The 15,499-nt window shown below is 55.3% G+C and carries 12 protein-coding genes; 3 read left to right on the top strand and 9 right to left on the bottom strand.

The annotated features are described in order from the left end of the window. Positions 1 to 416 precede the first annotated feature (416 nt). Positions 417 to 1,439 carry a zinc-dependent alcohol dehydrogenase family protein gene (locus J5M57_RS11595; RefSeq protein WP_064587617.1) on the bottom strand — a complete coding sequence of 341 codons (1,023 nt, stop codon included), beginning with the start codon at positions 1,437 to 1,439 and terminating at the stop codon, positions 417 to 419. Positions 1,440 to 1,709: 270 nt separating this feature from the next. Here J5M57_RS11595 and J5M57_RS11590 point away from each other — a divergent pair, with 270 nt between their 5' ends. Beyond that, positions 1,710 to 2,639, top strand: a complete 930-nt coding sequence (locus J5M57_RS11590; protein WP_007963542.1) for a LysR family transcriptional regulator — start codon at positions 1,710 to 1,712, stop codon at positions 2,637 to 2,639. A gap of 54 nt (positions 2,640 to 2,693) precedes the next feature. On the opposite strand, the gene J5M57_RS11585 is transcribed toward J5M57_RS11590, so the two are convergent. The 3 genes from J5M57_RS11585 to J5M57_RS11575 all read right to left on the bottom strand — a co-directional run bounded on the left by J5M57_RS11585 (position 2,694) and on the right by J5M57_RS11575 (position 4,638). Continuing rightward, positions 2,694 to 3,872: a sugar transporter gene (locus tag J5M57_RS11585; protein ID WP_207848472.1), complete on the bottom strand. Its 1,179-nt coding sequence runs from the start codon at positions 3,870 to 3,872 to the stop codon at positions 2,694 to 2,696. 144 nt (positions 3,873 to 4,016) lie between these two features. Next, the gene (locus J5M57_RS11580; RefSeq protein WP_207848473.1) at positions 4,017 to 4,289 is read right to left on the bottom strand and encodes a hypothetical protein; all 273 of its coding nucleotides are present in this window, start codon (positions 4,287 to 4,289) and stop codon (positions 4,017 to 4,019) included. Between the two features lie 70 nt (positions 4,290 to 4,359). Next, positions 4,360 to 4,638, bottom strand: a complete 279-nt coding sequence (locus tag J5M57_RS11575; RefSeq protein ID WP_207848474.1) for a hypothetical protein — start codon at positions 4,636 to 4,638, stop codon at positions 4,360 to 4,362. A gap of 187 nt (positions 4,639 to 4,825) precedes the next feature. Between J5M57_RS11575 and argP the strand changes: the two genes are divergently transcribed. Continuing rightward, positions 4,826 to 5,752 carry an HTH-type transcriptional regulator ArgP gene (gene argP / locus J5M57_RS11570; RefSeq protein ID WP_207848475.1) on the top strand — a complete coding sequence of 309 codons (927 nt, stop codon included), beginning with the start codon at positions 4,826 to 4,828 and terminating at the stop codon, positions 5,750 to 5,752. A gap of 406 nt (positions 5,753 to 6,158) precedes the next feature. After that, positions 6,159 to 7,625, top strand: coding sequence for a DUF726 domain-containing protein (locus J5M57_RS11565; protein ID WP_207848476.1), 1,467 nt, complete (start codon positions 6,159 to 6,161; stop codon positions 7,623 to 7,625). A gap of 46 nt (positions 7,626 to 7,671) precedes the next feature. Here J5M57_RS11565 and J5M57_RS11560 read toward each other — a convergent pair whose 3' ends face one another. The 5 genes from J5M57_RS11560 to J5M57_RS11540 form a co-directional block, all read right to left on the bottom strand. Next, the gene (locus tag J5M57_RS11560; RefSeq protein ID WP_207848477.1) at positions 7,672 to 9,417 is read right to left on the bottom strand and encodes a LeoA/HP0731 family dynamin-like GTPase; all 1,746 of its coding nucleotides are present in this window, start codon (positions 9,415 to 9,417) and stop codon (positions 7,672 to 7,674) included. Then, positions 9,404 to 11,035: a GTPase gene (locus J5M57_RS11555; protein ID WP_207848478.1), complete on the bottom strand. Its 1,632-nt coding sequence runs from the start codon at positions 11,033 to 11,035 to the stop codon at positions 9,404 to 9,406. The genes J5M57_RS11560 and J5M57_RS11555 overlap by 14 nt, the downstream gene beginning before the upstream one ends. Positions 11,036 to 11,091: 56 nt before the next feature. After that, a complete protein-coding gene (locus tag J5M57_RS11550; protein WP_207848479.1) occupies positions 11,092 to 11,967 on the bottom strand; it encodes a hypothetical protein in 876 nt (291 codons plus the stop codon). Between the two features lie 118 nt (positions 11,968 to 12,085). Then, complete coding sequence (locus J5M57_RS11545; RefSeq protein WP_207848480.1) at positions 12,086 to 13,375, bottom strand: McrC family protein; 1,290 nt, start codon at positions 13,373 to 13,375, stop codon at positions 12,086 to 12,088. Further along, the gene (locus J5M57_RS11540; protein WP_243435152.1) at positions 13,372 to 15,432 is read right to left on the bottom strand and encodes an AAA family ATPase; all 2,061 of its coding nucleotides are present in this window, start codon (positions 15,430 to 15,432) and stop codon (positions 13,372 to 13,374) included. The genes J5M57_RS11545 and J5M57_RS11540 overlap by 4 nt, the downstream gene beginning before the upstream one ends. Positions 15,433 to 15,499 lie beyond the last annotated feature (67 nt).

The raw sequence follows: 15,499 nt of genomic DNA, 5'->3' as shown, positions 1-15,499 counted from the left end.
ACGAAGCAAATACCGCCTCGCGACCTCGTAGAGCGACGCAAACCCCCGTCAGCATTGAATTTTTTCCGATAAAAAAACATCTGAGGAAACTTCTTACAGCGTCCCACGACTATTGAGTACAAGAAAAGCAGAACCTATATAGGAAATACCCTACACCCATTAAACAGAATTTGGCGGCCTGCCAATGAGAGAAGTTTTAAACATTGCCAGAGAGATGCAACGTACACACAGGATTCATTAATCGAGATGAAATCAATCACTCAATGATCAGGGCCTATAGGACGTTGAGAAGGTACAGACAGAGCGCAAAAACTGATTCAGACGCACACCGACCAGGCTCTGAGCCTGGCAGGTTGGTCATTCGCTATGGGTAAAACGCAAGAGTCCGTGGAGGCACGGACTCTGGAGGGAAGGTGTTACGCGGGCTCGACCTGCAGGGCGACCCGTTCGCGGCATGGGCATTCGTCCATGTAGCGATGGGCTTCAACGAACTCGTTGAACGGAAATACCCGCGTCTTGAGCGGCAGCAGCACGCGGTCAGCGGTCAACTGGTTGATGTCACGCAAAGCACGCTGCAACGCGACGTGATCCTGAGTGATGCCCAGCTCCGGCTTGCCGGTGAAATTGCCGATGCAGTGCACGAAGAACTGGATGTTTTTCTGGAACGCCGCGCAAGCCGGGAACGGTGTCTGGTTGCCGCCCTGCAAGCCATAAAGGACCAGGCTGCCGCGCGGTGCAAGTACATCACCGAGCAACGACATCTGCGGGCCGCCAAGACCGTCGAACACCACGTCGACACCGCGGTTGTCAGTGATCTTGTTGATTCGCATCAACAGGTCTTCTTCCTCGGTGACGATGACTTTCTCGGCACCCAGGGACAACAGGTATTCACGTTCTTCCGCGGTTTTGGTCGCCGCAATCACCCGCACACCCAGCGCCTTGCCCAACTGGACAAAGGACGGACCGGCGCAATGGCTGGCGTCAGTGACCAGAGCAAACTGCCCCGGTTTGACCCGCGCCAGATCGGCGTAAGCAAAATAGGCGATCAACAGCGGCGTGTAATGCACGCTGGCTTCGATCGGGCTGAGCACGTCCGGATAACGGGTCAACGCGGTACGTGGCAAGACGATCTGCTCGCCATACACCGGATAGTCGTTCGGGCTCTCGGCCGGGAAACTGGCTACCTTGTCGCCAATCGACAGATCCTCTACGCCCTCACCGACCGCCGTGACCACGCCGGCCATTTCATGGCCAAGACCGGAAGGCAGACGTGCCTGGGACGAGGCCAGGTTCTGACGCCAGAGAATGTCGTACCAGCTGATGCCGATCGCCTCGACACGCACCTGCACTTCGCCAGGACCTGGCTGAGCGGCCGCATGCTCTTCGCATTTGAGCACCTCGGCCGGACCAAACTTGTGAAAACGGATCGTGCGGGACATCGCAAACCTCGTCAAAGTAACCTCTAATGCCATGAACTCTATCTGGGCTTTTGACCCAAGACTATCAGTGGCTATTAATAGTCGACATGCCTGTCATTGATTCCGCAGTATGGACAGCGTTCGCAAAATCGATGAAAAAAACGCCGCAACCGGCTCGCTAAAGCTGAATTTACCGGTGCAGAGTACCAGCCTTTCCCCGTAATATTCATGCCGGCCATTGTTCTCATATGGTCGCTCTCGTCAAGCTTGATGACTCTGCCAGGACTCCAGATGAATCGTAATGACCTGCGTCGTGTCGACCTGAACCTGCTGATCGTGTTCGAAACATTGATGCACGAACGCAGCGTGACCCGTGCCGCCGAAAAGCTTTTTCTCGGACAGCCGGCGATCAGTGCGGCGCTCTCGCGCCTGCGCAGTCTGTTCGATGACCCTCTGTTTGTGCGTACCGGACGCAGCATGGAACCGTCCGCTCGCGCCGTGGAAATCTTCGCCCTGCTCTCGCCGGCGCTCGACTCGATCTCCACGGCAGTCAGCCGTGCAGCGGAATTCGATCCGGCCACCAGCACCTCGGTGTTCCGCATCGGCCTGTCCGACGACGTCGAATTCGCCCTGCTGCCGATGCTGCTCAAACGCCTGCGCGCCGAAGCCCCGGGCATCGTGCTGGTGGTGCGTCGCGTCAACTACATCCTGATGCCGGGCCTGCTCGCTTCCGGCGAAATCTCCATCGGCGTCAGCTACACCACCGACCTGCCGGCCAACGCCAAACGCAAGGTCTTGCGTCGCAGCCAGCCGAAACTGCTGCGCGCCGACACCGTGCCAGGCCCGTTAAGCCTGGACGACTACTGCGCGCGGCCACATGCGCTGGTGTCGTTTGCCGGCGACCTCAGTGGCTTTATTGATGAAGAGCTGGAGAAACTCGGCCGCAAGCGCCATGTGGTGCTGGCCGTGCCGCAGTTCAATGGCTTGAGCACGTTGCTCGCCGGCACTGATATCGTCGCCACCGTGCCCGACTACACCGCCGATGCGCTGACAGCTGCCGGTGGCGTACGCGCTGAAGACCCGCCGCTGCCGACGCGCACGTTTGAGCTGCACATGGCGTGGCGTGGGTCGCAGGATAACGATCCGGGGGAGCGTTGGTTGCGGTCGCGGATTCAGATGTTTTTTGGCGACCCGGACAGTCTCGAGTTGCCTGCACATTAAGCAGGCAACGTTCTCAATGAAAACCCGCCCGACTGGGGCCTGTAGTCCTTGAACTCAAGCACCGGACCGGGCGACGCGATACAGCGACAAGCCGTAAAACGACAGCGCCAACGCCGCCAGCATCCCGCCAACCAACCCGATGTAAGCAAAGCCGAACTGGCTACCCACCCAGCTCCCGACCAGTGCCCCGCCGCCGATACCGATGTTGTAGATCCCGGAAAACAGCGCCATCGCCACGTCGGTGGCGTCCGGCGCCAACACCAGGACTTTCGACTGCAACGCCAGGCCGAAGCCCATGATCGCCATGCCCCAGAACACACTCAGCACGCCGAGGTACGAAACGTTGCCACTCAATGGCAGCAGTAAAGCCAGGCACAAGGCGAGCAACGATACGCAGATGATCAGAAAGCGCTGTGGGTTATAGCTGTGCAGGTAGCTGAACAGCAGCGAGCCAAAAATGCCGGCGCCGCCGAATAACAACAGCAGGAGCGTCACCACATCACCGCTCATGTTGGCCACCGTCAGTACGAACGGCTCGATGTAGCTGTAGGCGGTGAACTGGGCAGTCACCACCAGAGCCGTCAGGAGATAGATCGCCATCAGCGCAGGCCGCTTCAACAAGATCGGCAGGCTTTTGAGCGAGCCGGAATTCTGGCTGGGCAGCAACGGCAAAACCCGTGTCAGGCAAAGCACCAGCGCGGCCGCAAACCCAGCGATGACAATGAAGGTGGTGCGCCAACCCATGGCCTCGCCCAGCAAGCGTCCAAGGGGAATACCCAGCACCATCGCCAGCGACGTACCGGTGGCCAGCAAACCGAGGGCCTGAACCTGTTTGCCCGGTGGTGCCAGGCGCACGGCCAGTGACGCGGTGATCGACCAGAACAGCGCATGCGCCAAGGCCACGCCGATCCGGCTCACCAGCAGCACACCGAAGCTGGTCGCCAGACTCGACAGGATGTGACTGGCGATAAACATGCCGAACAGCACGATCAGCAATTTTCGCCGCTCGACGTTACGCGTCAGCAGCATGATCGGCAGCGACGTCAGGGACACCACCCAAGCATAAATGGTCAGCATCAGGCCGACCTGCGCCGTCGACATGGCGAAGCTGCTGCCGATCGAACTCAACAGGCCAACCGGTACAAACTCGGTGGTATTGAACACAAACGCAGCCAGTGCCAAGGCGATTACCGCGTACCAATTGCCGCTGGCTGTAGTCGTAGAATTACTCATTTAAACGTCGTTTTACTCTTCGATGAACGCGCGCACTCGATCTGTGCCCCATCAGTGGGTTTGCTGTAACGCTCTGCGCTGGCGCAACGGTAAGCGGTTGCAGGGGTGATTCACAACCAGCAGCCGAAAATCGAGCGACCTTTTTCACTGGCCCGAGTAGCCTTTGACCCGCATGCAATCATTCGTCAGGTCGATCTGTTTTTCCGCAATGACGATCCCGTCCCCCACGGCACTGCCCATGCCATGGGTTGTATCGTTCGCGGCGGGGCTTGAGTGGTAGCTGGCGGTCGCCGCTTTGGCCTGGTATTGGCATTCAGCTTTATCGTGTTGGATATCAGCAACACTGGCGCCCGGCCGGGACCAGTCATGAACAGACGTGACGCACGCGCTCAACAGCGATGCGAACAAGGCAATCATTATCAGTTTCATGGTTGTACCGCCCATCAATAAAAGTTTTTTTCGACTGATTCGGCTTGCAGTGATCGCATCACTTGCAACTGAACGTCACGTTCGCCACGTCATTCGCCGGATCCACCGGCAAGCGCGACTGCACATCAAACACATCGACTTGCTTGCCCAGCGACGCGCATTTCTTGTTGGCGCCGTTCAGTGCCAGCTGCCGTGCCCCTGAATGCGTGTGTCTGGCTAACTGTGTCTTCGCCGACGCCTGGTACTCATAAGGGCCCAGTTTCAAATCATGGGATTGCCAGACGTAATTGCAGACCAATGCAACCGCGCTCACAGCAATGATCATATTGAGTTTCATGACCGGTACCGGTCGCTGCACATTTGCTTCTTCATAACACTCACCTGGATAGCCAAAACCGTTTCTGCGTGGTCATCCGCAATCTCGATGACGCCGTGGAGTCATGATTGAGCAGTTGGATATCGAGGTGAAGAAAAACGAAGTATCTTTCAGACTCCATTAGAAATACTTAACGGGAATGGCGGCCATGCAACTCGACGCAAAACAGATGCAGGCGTTCCTCGCGGTGGTCGACAGCGGCAGTTTCGAAAAGGCGGCAGAGCGTCTCAATGTGACGCCGTCGGCCGTGTCGCAGCGCATACATGCGCTTGAAGTTCGCCTCGGCAGCTCGATGGTGGTGCGCGGGCGCCCCTGCGAGCCAACGCTGGCGGGAAGAAAACTGATGCTCTATCTGCGCCGCGCGACCGTGCTCGAAGAAGAACTGCTCAACGAGCTGACCGGCGATGAACAGGATCACCTGCGCGTGGTGATTGCGGTCAATGGCGACACACTGGCGACCTGGTTCTTTCCGGCACTGGCCGAGATCTTCGTCAGCGAGAATATTTTGCTCGACGTCGTGGTCGACGATCAGGATCACACCTATGCCCTGCTGGAAAGCGGCCAGGTCATCGGCTGCATCGGCACGCGCTCCCAGCCTATGCGCGGATGTTTCGCCGAGCTGCTCGGGTCGATGCGCTACCAGTTGGTCGCATCGCCAGCATTTCAGCAACGCTGGTTTGCCAAGGGCCTGACCCGCGCGGCGGCGCGCAAGGCGCCGGTATTTGCCTACTCACGCAAGGACACCTTGCAGTCGGATTTCATGCAGTCACGCTTCGGCCTGCCCGCCGACGCTTACCCCACGCACTACCTGTCACTTCCGGAAGCACGCCTGAAAGCCATACGCCGTGGACTCGGCTACGGCATGGTGCCGTATATGCAGGTCAGCGATTTGCTGAAAAGTCGCGAACTGGTGGATGTGGCACCGGGGCATTTCACCGATGTCGAGCTCTATTGGCACGCGTGGGAGTTGCAGTCGCCGCGCATGGAAATGCTCTCCGACCGCGCAGTCCATGCCGCGCGGCGCATTTTGAGTCGTAAAGAACCAGTGAAGCGCTCGACCATAGCGAAGAAGTAACGGGGGCACGGCGCGAGTGTTTCGTACTGATCTCCGATTAGGGCAGTCGATTCATATCAGCATCAAACCAGTGGTTGGCAGAGGCATCATGCCCGCCTCTTTAGCGATAAGTTCCGGTTACGCATCCAGAGCCATACTGGATTTCGTCAGGAATCTCCATTCGTGATCGCTCGTGTACGGCATGTGATTGGGGGGATTGGGGGCATATCAAGATTTTTTCAAACTGAAACTGCCCTCCTAGAACAAGTCAGAATGTTTTTTGGGGATCCGGACAGTCTCCGACCCGAGAAGGAAAGCCCAAAAAATACGCGTTGCACTAGCGCAACTACCTGCTTGCGCCTGATTTTACAACAGACTAGCCAAATGCCATCATTCGCGCACCGATAGCTTTTGCCAAGGACGTTGCGTGAGCCACAAGTTCAAATTTCTGACCCTTCCCCACCGTTCCGGAGACGTCGCGAACGTTTTCATTCACGGCTATTCTGCCGGCCACGACATGGAGGATCGATGCGCGCTACGCAAGTGCATACCGTCCTCTTTGCACAATTGCATCAATATCTTCGCCTTCTGGCCGTCAGGTCATTGGGCTCAGTTCGATGATTTCTCGAGCAAAGGCATCCTTGCGGCCGGCCGTTTCAATGTTCTGGCGGGCGCAGGGCTCGCGATGGCTGATCGTGCGTTCCACTTCAACACCAGTCGCAAGCGCGCCACTTCCATGGGTAAAACGCTGCTGTCGCAGCTTGAGACCTATCTGCTGAAAAACCATCCCTACGTTTCGAAAGTTAATCTGGTCGGACATTCGCTCGGTGGACGTGTCGTCATCAGTGCTTTGCTCGACTTGCCAGATAAACCTGCCGATGACAACCTGGTAGTAGGCGATGTCCTTCTGATGGCTGCCGCGAGCAAGCTGTCGGGGGAAGAAGCGCAAGCCATTGGCAAACGCATCGATGGCAAGCTCTACAATGCCTGGTCGGGCGAAGACAAGGTTCTGCTGTTCAATCTTGGGGAAAGCAGTGCCGGCCGTCAGGCGATTGACCATTGCGAGAACGTGCCAATGCACGGATTTGGCCATACAGACTATTGGCCATGTCTTGAGCGAGTGCTCCGGGCATCAGGCTTCCATGGCTACAAAAGTGGCCTGCCCTCTGCAATGCAACCTGAGTTGATCATCGAGAATCCCGATCCAGTCGTGGCCGACCACCTTCTCTACGACCTGCTCGAACTGACCAGCGACGGAATTCGCAGCCAGGTCGTCAAGCATCTGCGTAGCAGCAGATGGACAAAGTTGGAAACAGAGCATTCGCTGTATCTGCTAACCAAAGAATTCCAGCTACTGGGTGGTCACTGCCTGGTCAATCTGGCACGAGGAAAAGGTCTCAAGTATGTTCAAATCCTGCTCATGCTGGCTGAACATTACGGGTTGGTAAGCGAGCTGCACGACTGTGCGCAAGTGATCGAAATGGAGGCGCTGTTGATCAGCAAATGCTTCCATTCCTCCTTCGGCGAAGGGCATGTACTCGCATCGATGCAGGACATTATTCAGCAAATGCATGGCATGTCAGAAAAGGGTTATTTCGAACAGGTCGATGCCTTGGCAGCGAGTCTGACCGTTACCTCGTACTTCTCGGCCCCTGAATCGCCCGCACCGGCTTATCGCAAAACCGGTTCTGCACGGACGAGTGACAGTAAAGAATTGGTACTCACTTCTGAGTCGCTCCTGCCATCGCTCAGCAGCCTGGTACCAACCGAACGTATCAAGGCAGCGGTGACCAATCTGAAAAGCGCGGTCAAGCCGGGCTATTCGGCATTGATTCCAGCTGTTGCGGCCCTCTTCTACGCGCGCTGGAAGCTGAACAACGAAGGATTGCTCTGACGCGTGGATAAAGCCTGGTCAACAGCCGCTGGCCAGGCTCACCGGATCAAACCACCCCGTACTCGCCTTCGAAGACGTTTTGCGAACCAAACGCCTGGCTCAAGTGTGTCTCAAGCTCTGCCAGTTGAATCTGACGGTTGCGCAGATCATCGAGGCTTGCTTCCTGCTCGGCCAGGATCTTCTCGAACGCCTTGATTTGCGGCGCGAAAATGTCCATGACTTTTTCGGGATCCATGAGCAACTTCATAGGCTCGGCAAAGTAGCTTTTGACCACTTCGGCCAAATCACCCTGCAATTGTTTCAGCTCGGCTTCCGCACGTTGCTGCTGGGCAACGCTGATGACGTCGGTCAATACCTGAATACCTGCCCCAAGAGGCCCGGCCCAACGGCTAATGTTAGCGGCCAGCTTGGTTGCTTCCCAAGGTTTGAATTTGTAGACGTAGCCGGTCAGGCTTTTCAGCGTCTCTCGGGCCAGGAATACGCCGTTCTTGATGCTTTCAACAGGAATTTTCGATACGGCTGTCAGCGCACGGCTCGACGCTGACAATGCCGATGCGGTGATGCTGTCGGCGAAGTCCGAGGAGCTATCGAGTTGATGTTCGATCTTGGCACTGATGCCGCTCATGATGCTTGAGGACTGGTTGAATGCGGTGCTGAACAAGTGGTCGATACGAAAACGCAGTTTTTCGCCGATATCATTGTTCGAGAAACCAATCTGCGATTCGAGGAAGGCACGAACCTGATCGCGCGGCAACGTACGAATGCTGTTAAGCAAATCGGTTTCGAGGTTATTCAACTCTTCGTACAGGTTGCCCACCGTTGCAAGAATTTTTCGTTTGCCCTCGGCAATGTCCTCCTGGATTCGCGCCGAGTCACGTTGCTGGTTATCGGCCAGTAGCTTGAACTTGATCAACTCGTCCTGAGCCAGGGCGATTTTTTTGCCCAGCACATCACGCACGACATCGATGCCGGTCTTCTTGATCAGGGTTTCACGGCCGCTGCCGTCAAGTACCTGCTGCGTAACCAGTTTGAGTTCGCTGATCCGCGAACGCTCGTCATACAGGTCTTTTTGCTCCAGCCAGAATTCCAGTCCACGGCTATTAGGGTTGGAGGCTACGCAGACCACGTTGATCGCGTCGCGCTCGGCCGCAGAAAGGTCGACAAAACGCTGCAGTTTATCCAGCAGATTGTTCTTTTTGATGGTGCTTTGCTGCTCGAACTCTTCGGCGTCACGCAGATCGGCAACTTCATCCATTTTATTGATGACGAAGATGGTCGAGCTCAATTTGTTGAGATCGCGCAGAACCCAACGGACGATGTCCTGATGGCTTTCCTTGAGCGGGTTGGTGGCATCGACCACGTAGAAGATCAGATGCGCTTCGGAAATGTAGTTTTTGGTGATATCGCCGTATTGCACCAGCGCGCCGTTTTCAGCTGCCTTTTCCTTATCGCCGAACAGACCCGGGGTGTCCACAATCTCACAACGGTCCTGAAGATTGTCGGGACGATAGATCGCCAAGGCGTCCGAGGACTCATTGGTATCGATCTTCATGTCTTTCATGACCTGACCCAGCCACCCGGCAACGACGCTGGTCTTGCCGTCGGAAAATGCCCCCAGCAAAGCAATACGCAAGGCATCGGACTGTACGTCGCCAATCGCCTTCTTGATTTTTTCGATGTCCTGAGAGACGTCCAGTCCAAGTGCTTCAAGTGCGCCCACCAGTCTCTGGAGGTTGTCGAGCGACTTGATCACCTCGGTCTTGCTGGCGTTGAACTGTTTAAATTGTTCCATAGGGTCTATCTCCCACTTCGTTTTTCAGTGCCTGAATTGAAGCGATCTTTTCATCGAACAAGCAGGTGACGTCGGCCATCTTGCGGCGTTCGTCAGTTAGTTGGCTCAATACAGAGCTTTCGATTTTGTCCTTGATCTTCGCCAGCATCTCTTCTGTATCACGCTTGAAGGTCTTCGTGACCTTTCCACGCTCGGCCTTGATGGCCTTGGCAACTTGCTCCTGCGCTTCCGCAATCTTTTTGCCGCGGCCACCGAAGAGGTAACTCATGCCTGCGGCGAACAGGCCGAGTATGCCGCCCACAATCGCTCCGACGATGTTGCCAATCACCGGAAAAAGCGTACCGATACTAAAACCACTCAGGGCATAACCTCCGACACTCAGCAAGAAGCTGCCTACGTCGGAGAAATTGAAACTGATGGCGTCCATGGCACTGGACAGCGAAATGGAATTGTTCGCCGCCTCGCTCAAACGCTGCTGGAAATTCACTCGTTCGGCGTTTTCCTGCAGGCGTTTGACTGCCCGCTCGATTGTCTGGGACAGATCTTCAAGCAATTGCTCCTGGATCTCCTCCAGCCTTTCGGACAGTTGTGCCTGTCCTTCACTAACGTGACGCTGAATGACACGCTCGACATCGTCCTTGTCGCTGAAGTGCACTTCGACAGCCTCGCGCGCCGCCGAAGTCAGATCATTGAAAAAGCGATCCAGTGCGCTATTGCGTTTGGAATTGAAGCTGGTCGCCTGGTCCTGGAAGCTCTTGCGAATGACCTCCTGGCACTCCAGAACTTCCACACCGATCCTGGCACAGACTGCCTGATGCTCGTCTCGTTGCTTTTGCAGATCTGCGATGGTGTCTTGCAGCAGGCGCAGTACTTTACGCTTGTTGCTTTCGACGAGGTCGAGCTCAAAATTGACGCAGCCATCGCCGATGACCTGGTGCAACTGATCCAACTGGCTGAAGCTACGCATCGCTTTTTGGCTGACAAAGTCTTGTTTGTAGGCACGCTGCGACTTGAGCAGGTCGGTGCGAGCGGGATGAATGCTGGTCAGGCCGCGTTCATCGAATGCTACACCCGTAAAACCGAGCAATCCTTGCAGGCTTTGGCAGCCGCTGACCAGTTCACCACCCAAGATATCTTCCAGCACTTCACGGGTCTGTTCGCGGGTCGCGACGGCATCTTTATGAGTACGCTCAAGAGATTCGCGGTCACTGTCGAATTCGTAGGAGTCCGCCTTGCCACGCAAATTGCAAATGGCATACACCTTGGCATCACGATTGAGGTAGTGCTTGATCTTTCGGGCGGTCTCGGCCTCTGGTTTCTTATTGGTGCCGTTGACGTAGAACACCAAATGGGCTTTGGCAATGGCCGCTTGAACCATCGTTTCGTACTTCGACTCGTTACCCTCGATACCGGGTACATCGATGAGGTGAAAGTTCTTGCCCTGATGGCAGAACTGGTAGATCACGTTGTCCTGGGTGAAGTCTGCCTGGCCGGTGCCAACAATTTCGCCATCGACCTGGCCTGCACAACGCTGCAGGCGCTCAAGTTCTTTCTGTAGTTTGAGGAGCGTTGGCAACCTGTCGCTAACCAACTCGCTCAAGGAATGTTGTTCGTGCATGAGTAGGTCCGGATTCTACGAAGGGAAGGTGATTACTCGGCCATCAATGCCAAGGCTCACAGCAACTGCACATAGCCCAAGGCACCTGCAATGCCCCCGATCACAACCCCTCCCAACAATCCGAATACCAGCTTCATTTTTGCCCGCTGCTCCAGCGATATACGGGCTGCCTCACTGTGACGCTGGCACTCGCTCAATTGTGCCTGAGTGGCCTGCAACTGACCGCCCTTCTCCACCAGCTGTTGCTCAATGCGCTGAAGGTCGCCACGCACGCCCTGAAGTTGCAAGCCTGTTTGCTGAAGTTCGCTTTGAGTTTGCGCGTGGTGCTTATGGCTTTCAGCCAGGCGTGTTTCGGCACCCTGCAATGCCTGGCGAGTGTTATCGAGATCGCTCACGGCAAGGTTCAATCGCTCCTTGCAATAGGTGTAATCCTGCTGAGTGTGTTCTAGCTGCTGGCGGGTCGTCTGCAGATCGCGCTGGGTCTGATTGACCAGCGCACCGATGTCGTCGCCCAACGCAGCAATGTCTTCACAGAAACTCACATAGCGAGTACTGAGTTCCTCGATAAGCTCATCACTTTTGTGCGAGAACACCGTTTGAATATCAGCAGCGGTCGCTTGATTGCGCTGAATCAGGGCCTGACGTTTTTTCTCTTCGAAGAGGATGCGCAGGCTCTCGATGATGGTGCTTTTGCCGGCGTTGGTTTCGCCAAAGAAAGCAATGGTGAAGTTGTCCCACTCGGCGTGTTTTTCCAGATAGGAAATCTCGCCGTCAAAACGCGACTTCATTTCGCCGAGTTTTTCCTTGACGCTGGCAAGGTGGACATTGCCTTTGTCATTACTCACATCCAGCCTGGAGACATCATCCAGCGCGGTGGCAATGTCGCTGGCTACGCGGACATAAAGCCTGGAGAAATCTTGAGCCTTACTCATATCGTTCCCTGTTGGTTTTCGGCTGGATCCAATTCAGCCCCAAAAATTGCATTTTGCCATCACGACTGTCAAGTTCACCGTCCCCACATGGACATGTTCGATTTGGCACGTATTGCTGTCAGCGGGAAAAGCATCGATCAAGGGGAGACTGCTCGGGGAGCAACAACTTGTTGCTCTCGATACAAAACGGGAGAACCCAGAGCTTCAGGTCATCAGAGCTGCTGAAGTCGAACACGGGCAAGGGTTCAGAAAATGAATCTGTCCATGGGTAGATCAACACCACATTCCCGGCGTCGTTCAGGTAGGCATGTGCATAAGCATGTAGCTGGTAAAAATCGGTCTGGCTGAGCAGGTATTTCTCACGACCGTTTCCTTTGAGACTGTCCAGAATCTTCCATTTAGTATCGAGCACCATAAGAGTCTGCGCGCCGTGCTCGATCAGCAGATCTGGCTTGAGGCTAAACCAGTCTTGTTGCTGGTGGCTCACAAGATGGTGCTTGCTGGTCTGGGTCCGCAGAGTGAAACCCTGACGAACTTGAACATTCAGATGCTTCGCCACATAGGCTTCGAACAGCGCCTCCATGGGAAACAGCAAGGAAGGCGAGTCGTGTTTGCCCGCGCCTGTTACCGGACTGTCGCCCTGCAAGATCAATCGCGCCCAATCAAGTGCGGGCTCGTAATAAGTCATGCCTCGATCAAGCCGGATACGCTTGAGGTCTTGGGCGATATCGCTACACAGGGGCACTTCGGCAAAAACAAAACTCAACTCTCGCGCCAACCGCTGATTATCGGGTGCTTTGCACATATTCAGCGTTTTGCGCAGGGCGCTATGAATGAGCCTGTTTTCTGCCCGATTCTGGATGAACTCGTCGAATTCGGTGAAGAATCGATCACGACGCAGCAGATTCTGCGCCAAGTGAGGGGCCATCAACAGCTTGCCGCGCAGGCTGGAAAGGTTAGCCTGCCGAGTGCTGTAGTCGCTGCGTAAGCCTCGCTTTACGACATGCCGTACAGCCTCAAGAAACTGTTGAAGAAACACCTCGAGCAGCGGCATGTGCTCCATTTGAAGATCAGCGTTCAATGTCTGGATATGGCGAAAACCCCGCAGGCACTTGAGCATATCGATCAGTTTTCTGCGTGACCTGTCCGCAGACATATTGCGACCGATCTTGGGCAGAATCTCTATTTGATAACCGCAGGGAGCACGAAGTACGCCAACGTAATTGCTGAACTGAATCGCGCGCCGGCCCTGCCGACTGGTCAATTTCAACCAGACCGGAGCGCGCGCGTCAGGGGTCAGGCATTGCTCCTCCAACCAGGCGAATACCCTCGGGGGGACGGTCTTGCCCTTGAAGTCATCATCCGAGGCGACCAGCGTGTCGAACTCGAAAATCTGTATCGCTGTCATTCAGCAAACGTCGCATAAATGCCGACATAGGCTTGCGGGCTATCAAACACCGTCTTATTCAAGCGGTACTGAGGCCGCAGCGAGTATTCATCCAGATCGTGATTGGAGCCGAACAGAGCTTTGGAACCCCTGTCGGCTTTCAACTCATGGACAAATTGAAGCGCCTCGTCAGGCTGCTGGTTATCGCCCAGTACCAAGCGAATTTTCTGCCAGTCTTCAAAAAAGTATTCTTCCAGCAGCGGAATGATGCGCGTCCGAAAAATGTTGGCGAGCGCTTCGAAACGCGCCTCAGGGGCAAGGTTTTTCAAGGGCGTGAAATACGCCTGCCCGATGGTATGTTCACGGTCATACAACGCCTCGATGCGTGCGTTAAGTGCCATTAGCAAGCGATCAAGGTGGATTTCATGCCCAGCTCTGACAACCTCGATTTCGGTTAACACGAGCGGATCGGGCATCAATTCAACGAATTCAAAACGTCGGCGCAACGCCGTATCAACCAGCGCCAACGAGCGATCAGCGGTGTTCATCGTGCCAATGACGTCGACATTTGAGGGGACGCTGAATGAGTTGCCTGAATAGGGCAACGTCAGTGTCACCTCATACTCGCCACCCTTGCGCTTGTCGACTTCGATCAACGTGATCAATTCGCCGAAAATCTTGCTAATGTTGCCGCGATTGATCTCGTCAATCACCATTGCGTATTGCTGGTGTGGATCGACCTGGGCCTTTTCGCACAGCCGAAGAAAGGCACCCTTTTTGATTTCGTAGCGGACATCCTTTGAACCGGCTGATTCAGCATTTTCATCAACCGTCGCCCCCTTGGAATCGACAAGCACCGGGCGAAGTCCTTCAACGAATTCTTCGTAACCGTAGGACTGGTGGAAGGTGACAAACTCATAGCGCTTTGCCCCCCCGGCGGACGTGTACTTGCCACTGAGCAATGCCTGCAACATGCGGGTTTTACCAGTGCCAGGAGGGCCAAAATAGATTTCATTGCGCGGGGCGCCAGCCCCCTCGGTCGTTTCGAGGCCAACTGGCTGCTCGCCCTCCTCTACGGAGGTCTCTTCTTCGCTGCTGTAATCATCCGGCCAGAAACCTGGACGATTGGATTGTTGAATTTGCTGGGGCCAGGCGCCCGTCTTTTGGGCGTTTACCGCTTCGACCGATGCCACCAACTCCTCACTCAGGTCCTGGTTTTCCGATATCGTATTCAGATCGCCGAATGAGACCCACCTGACCGACACACGATTCGCTTGCACGAACAGCACCCCAACCGATGATCCCCTTATTGCATTCTTCTGCTTGGAGCCGAATACCAACTGGGCATTAGTGGACTTCGTAGACCACCAATCAAAACCCACTTCATGTATCGCAATGGCCAACCGTACAAACAACTGCGTTGTCTCAAGGCTCCATTCTGGCTGCCGCCTTCTGAAGTCCTTGCTGATTTTAAAGTGCTCCAGTACTTCAGCCACGGTGGGTGCAGTGGTCAAACCAAGTTGATCGGCCATGTCATCGTATCCAAATCCAAAGTGTGTAATAGCCGCTGCGCTCCAATCGACAATGCCCTGAAACCCCCGTTTCAGGCCTTCTTCAGCAGGCAAGACCGCGACAATGGGTGAAGCCCCAAAAGGGCCACGCAACTTCTCATAACGCTCGCGCAAGGCAGCATCTGCAATTTTTGTGTCGACCAGATCGAGTTTGACAACAAAGCCTTTGGTCGCATCAATCCCTACGGTATAAGCCAGACCCAACGGAGCATCCTTGCGAGGGTAGATACGTGCCCAGTTGTAGCCCAGAAATTTTTTGTGCCACTGGCCTATGGGTCTGCGAATAACTCGGGGGGCTGTGCTATCGGGGAATACACGCTGTTGCAATGCGCTCGCCCACTGCTTGGTGATGTCATAGGCTTCGCGCAATTGACGGTAGGCTTGCCGGTGAGAAGCATCAGTTTTATCGAAAGGTCTGCCATGCCAGGTGCGCATGCATTGGAATTGGTCTGGGGTGAAATAGGTTGGCGCCACTGGTGTCATTCCGTCCCTTGAAAGTAATTGCATGGTGCCATTACCGCTAAGGCATGGATAGAGCCCTGCTTTCGTTAGAAATCCCCGCCGCATGACGCTC

Origin of the sequence: Pseudomonas sp. 86_A (assembly GCF_017491705.1) — a bacterium.
Taxonomy (GTDB): domain Bacteria; phylum Pseudomonadota; class Gammaproteobacteria; order Pseudomonadales; family Pseudomonadaceae; genus Aquipseudomonas; species Aquipseudomonas koreensis.
The sequence above is the reverse complement of the archived record's forward strand: the minus strand, read 5'-3'. Positions and strand labels throughout refer to the sequence as shown.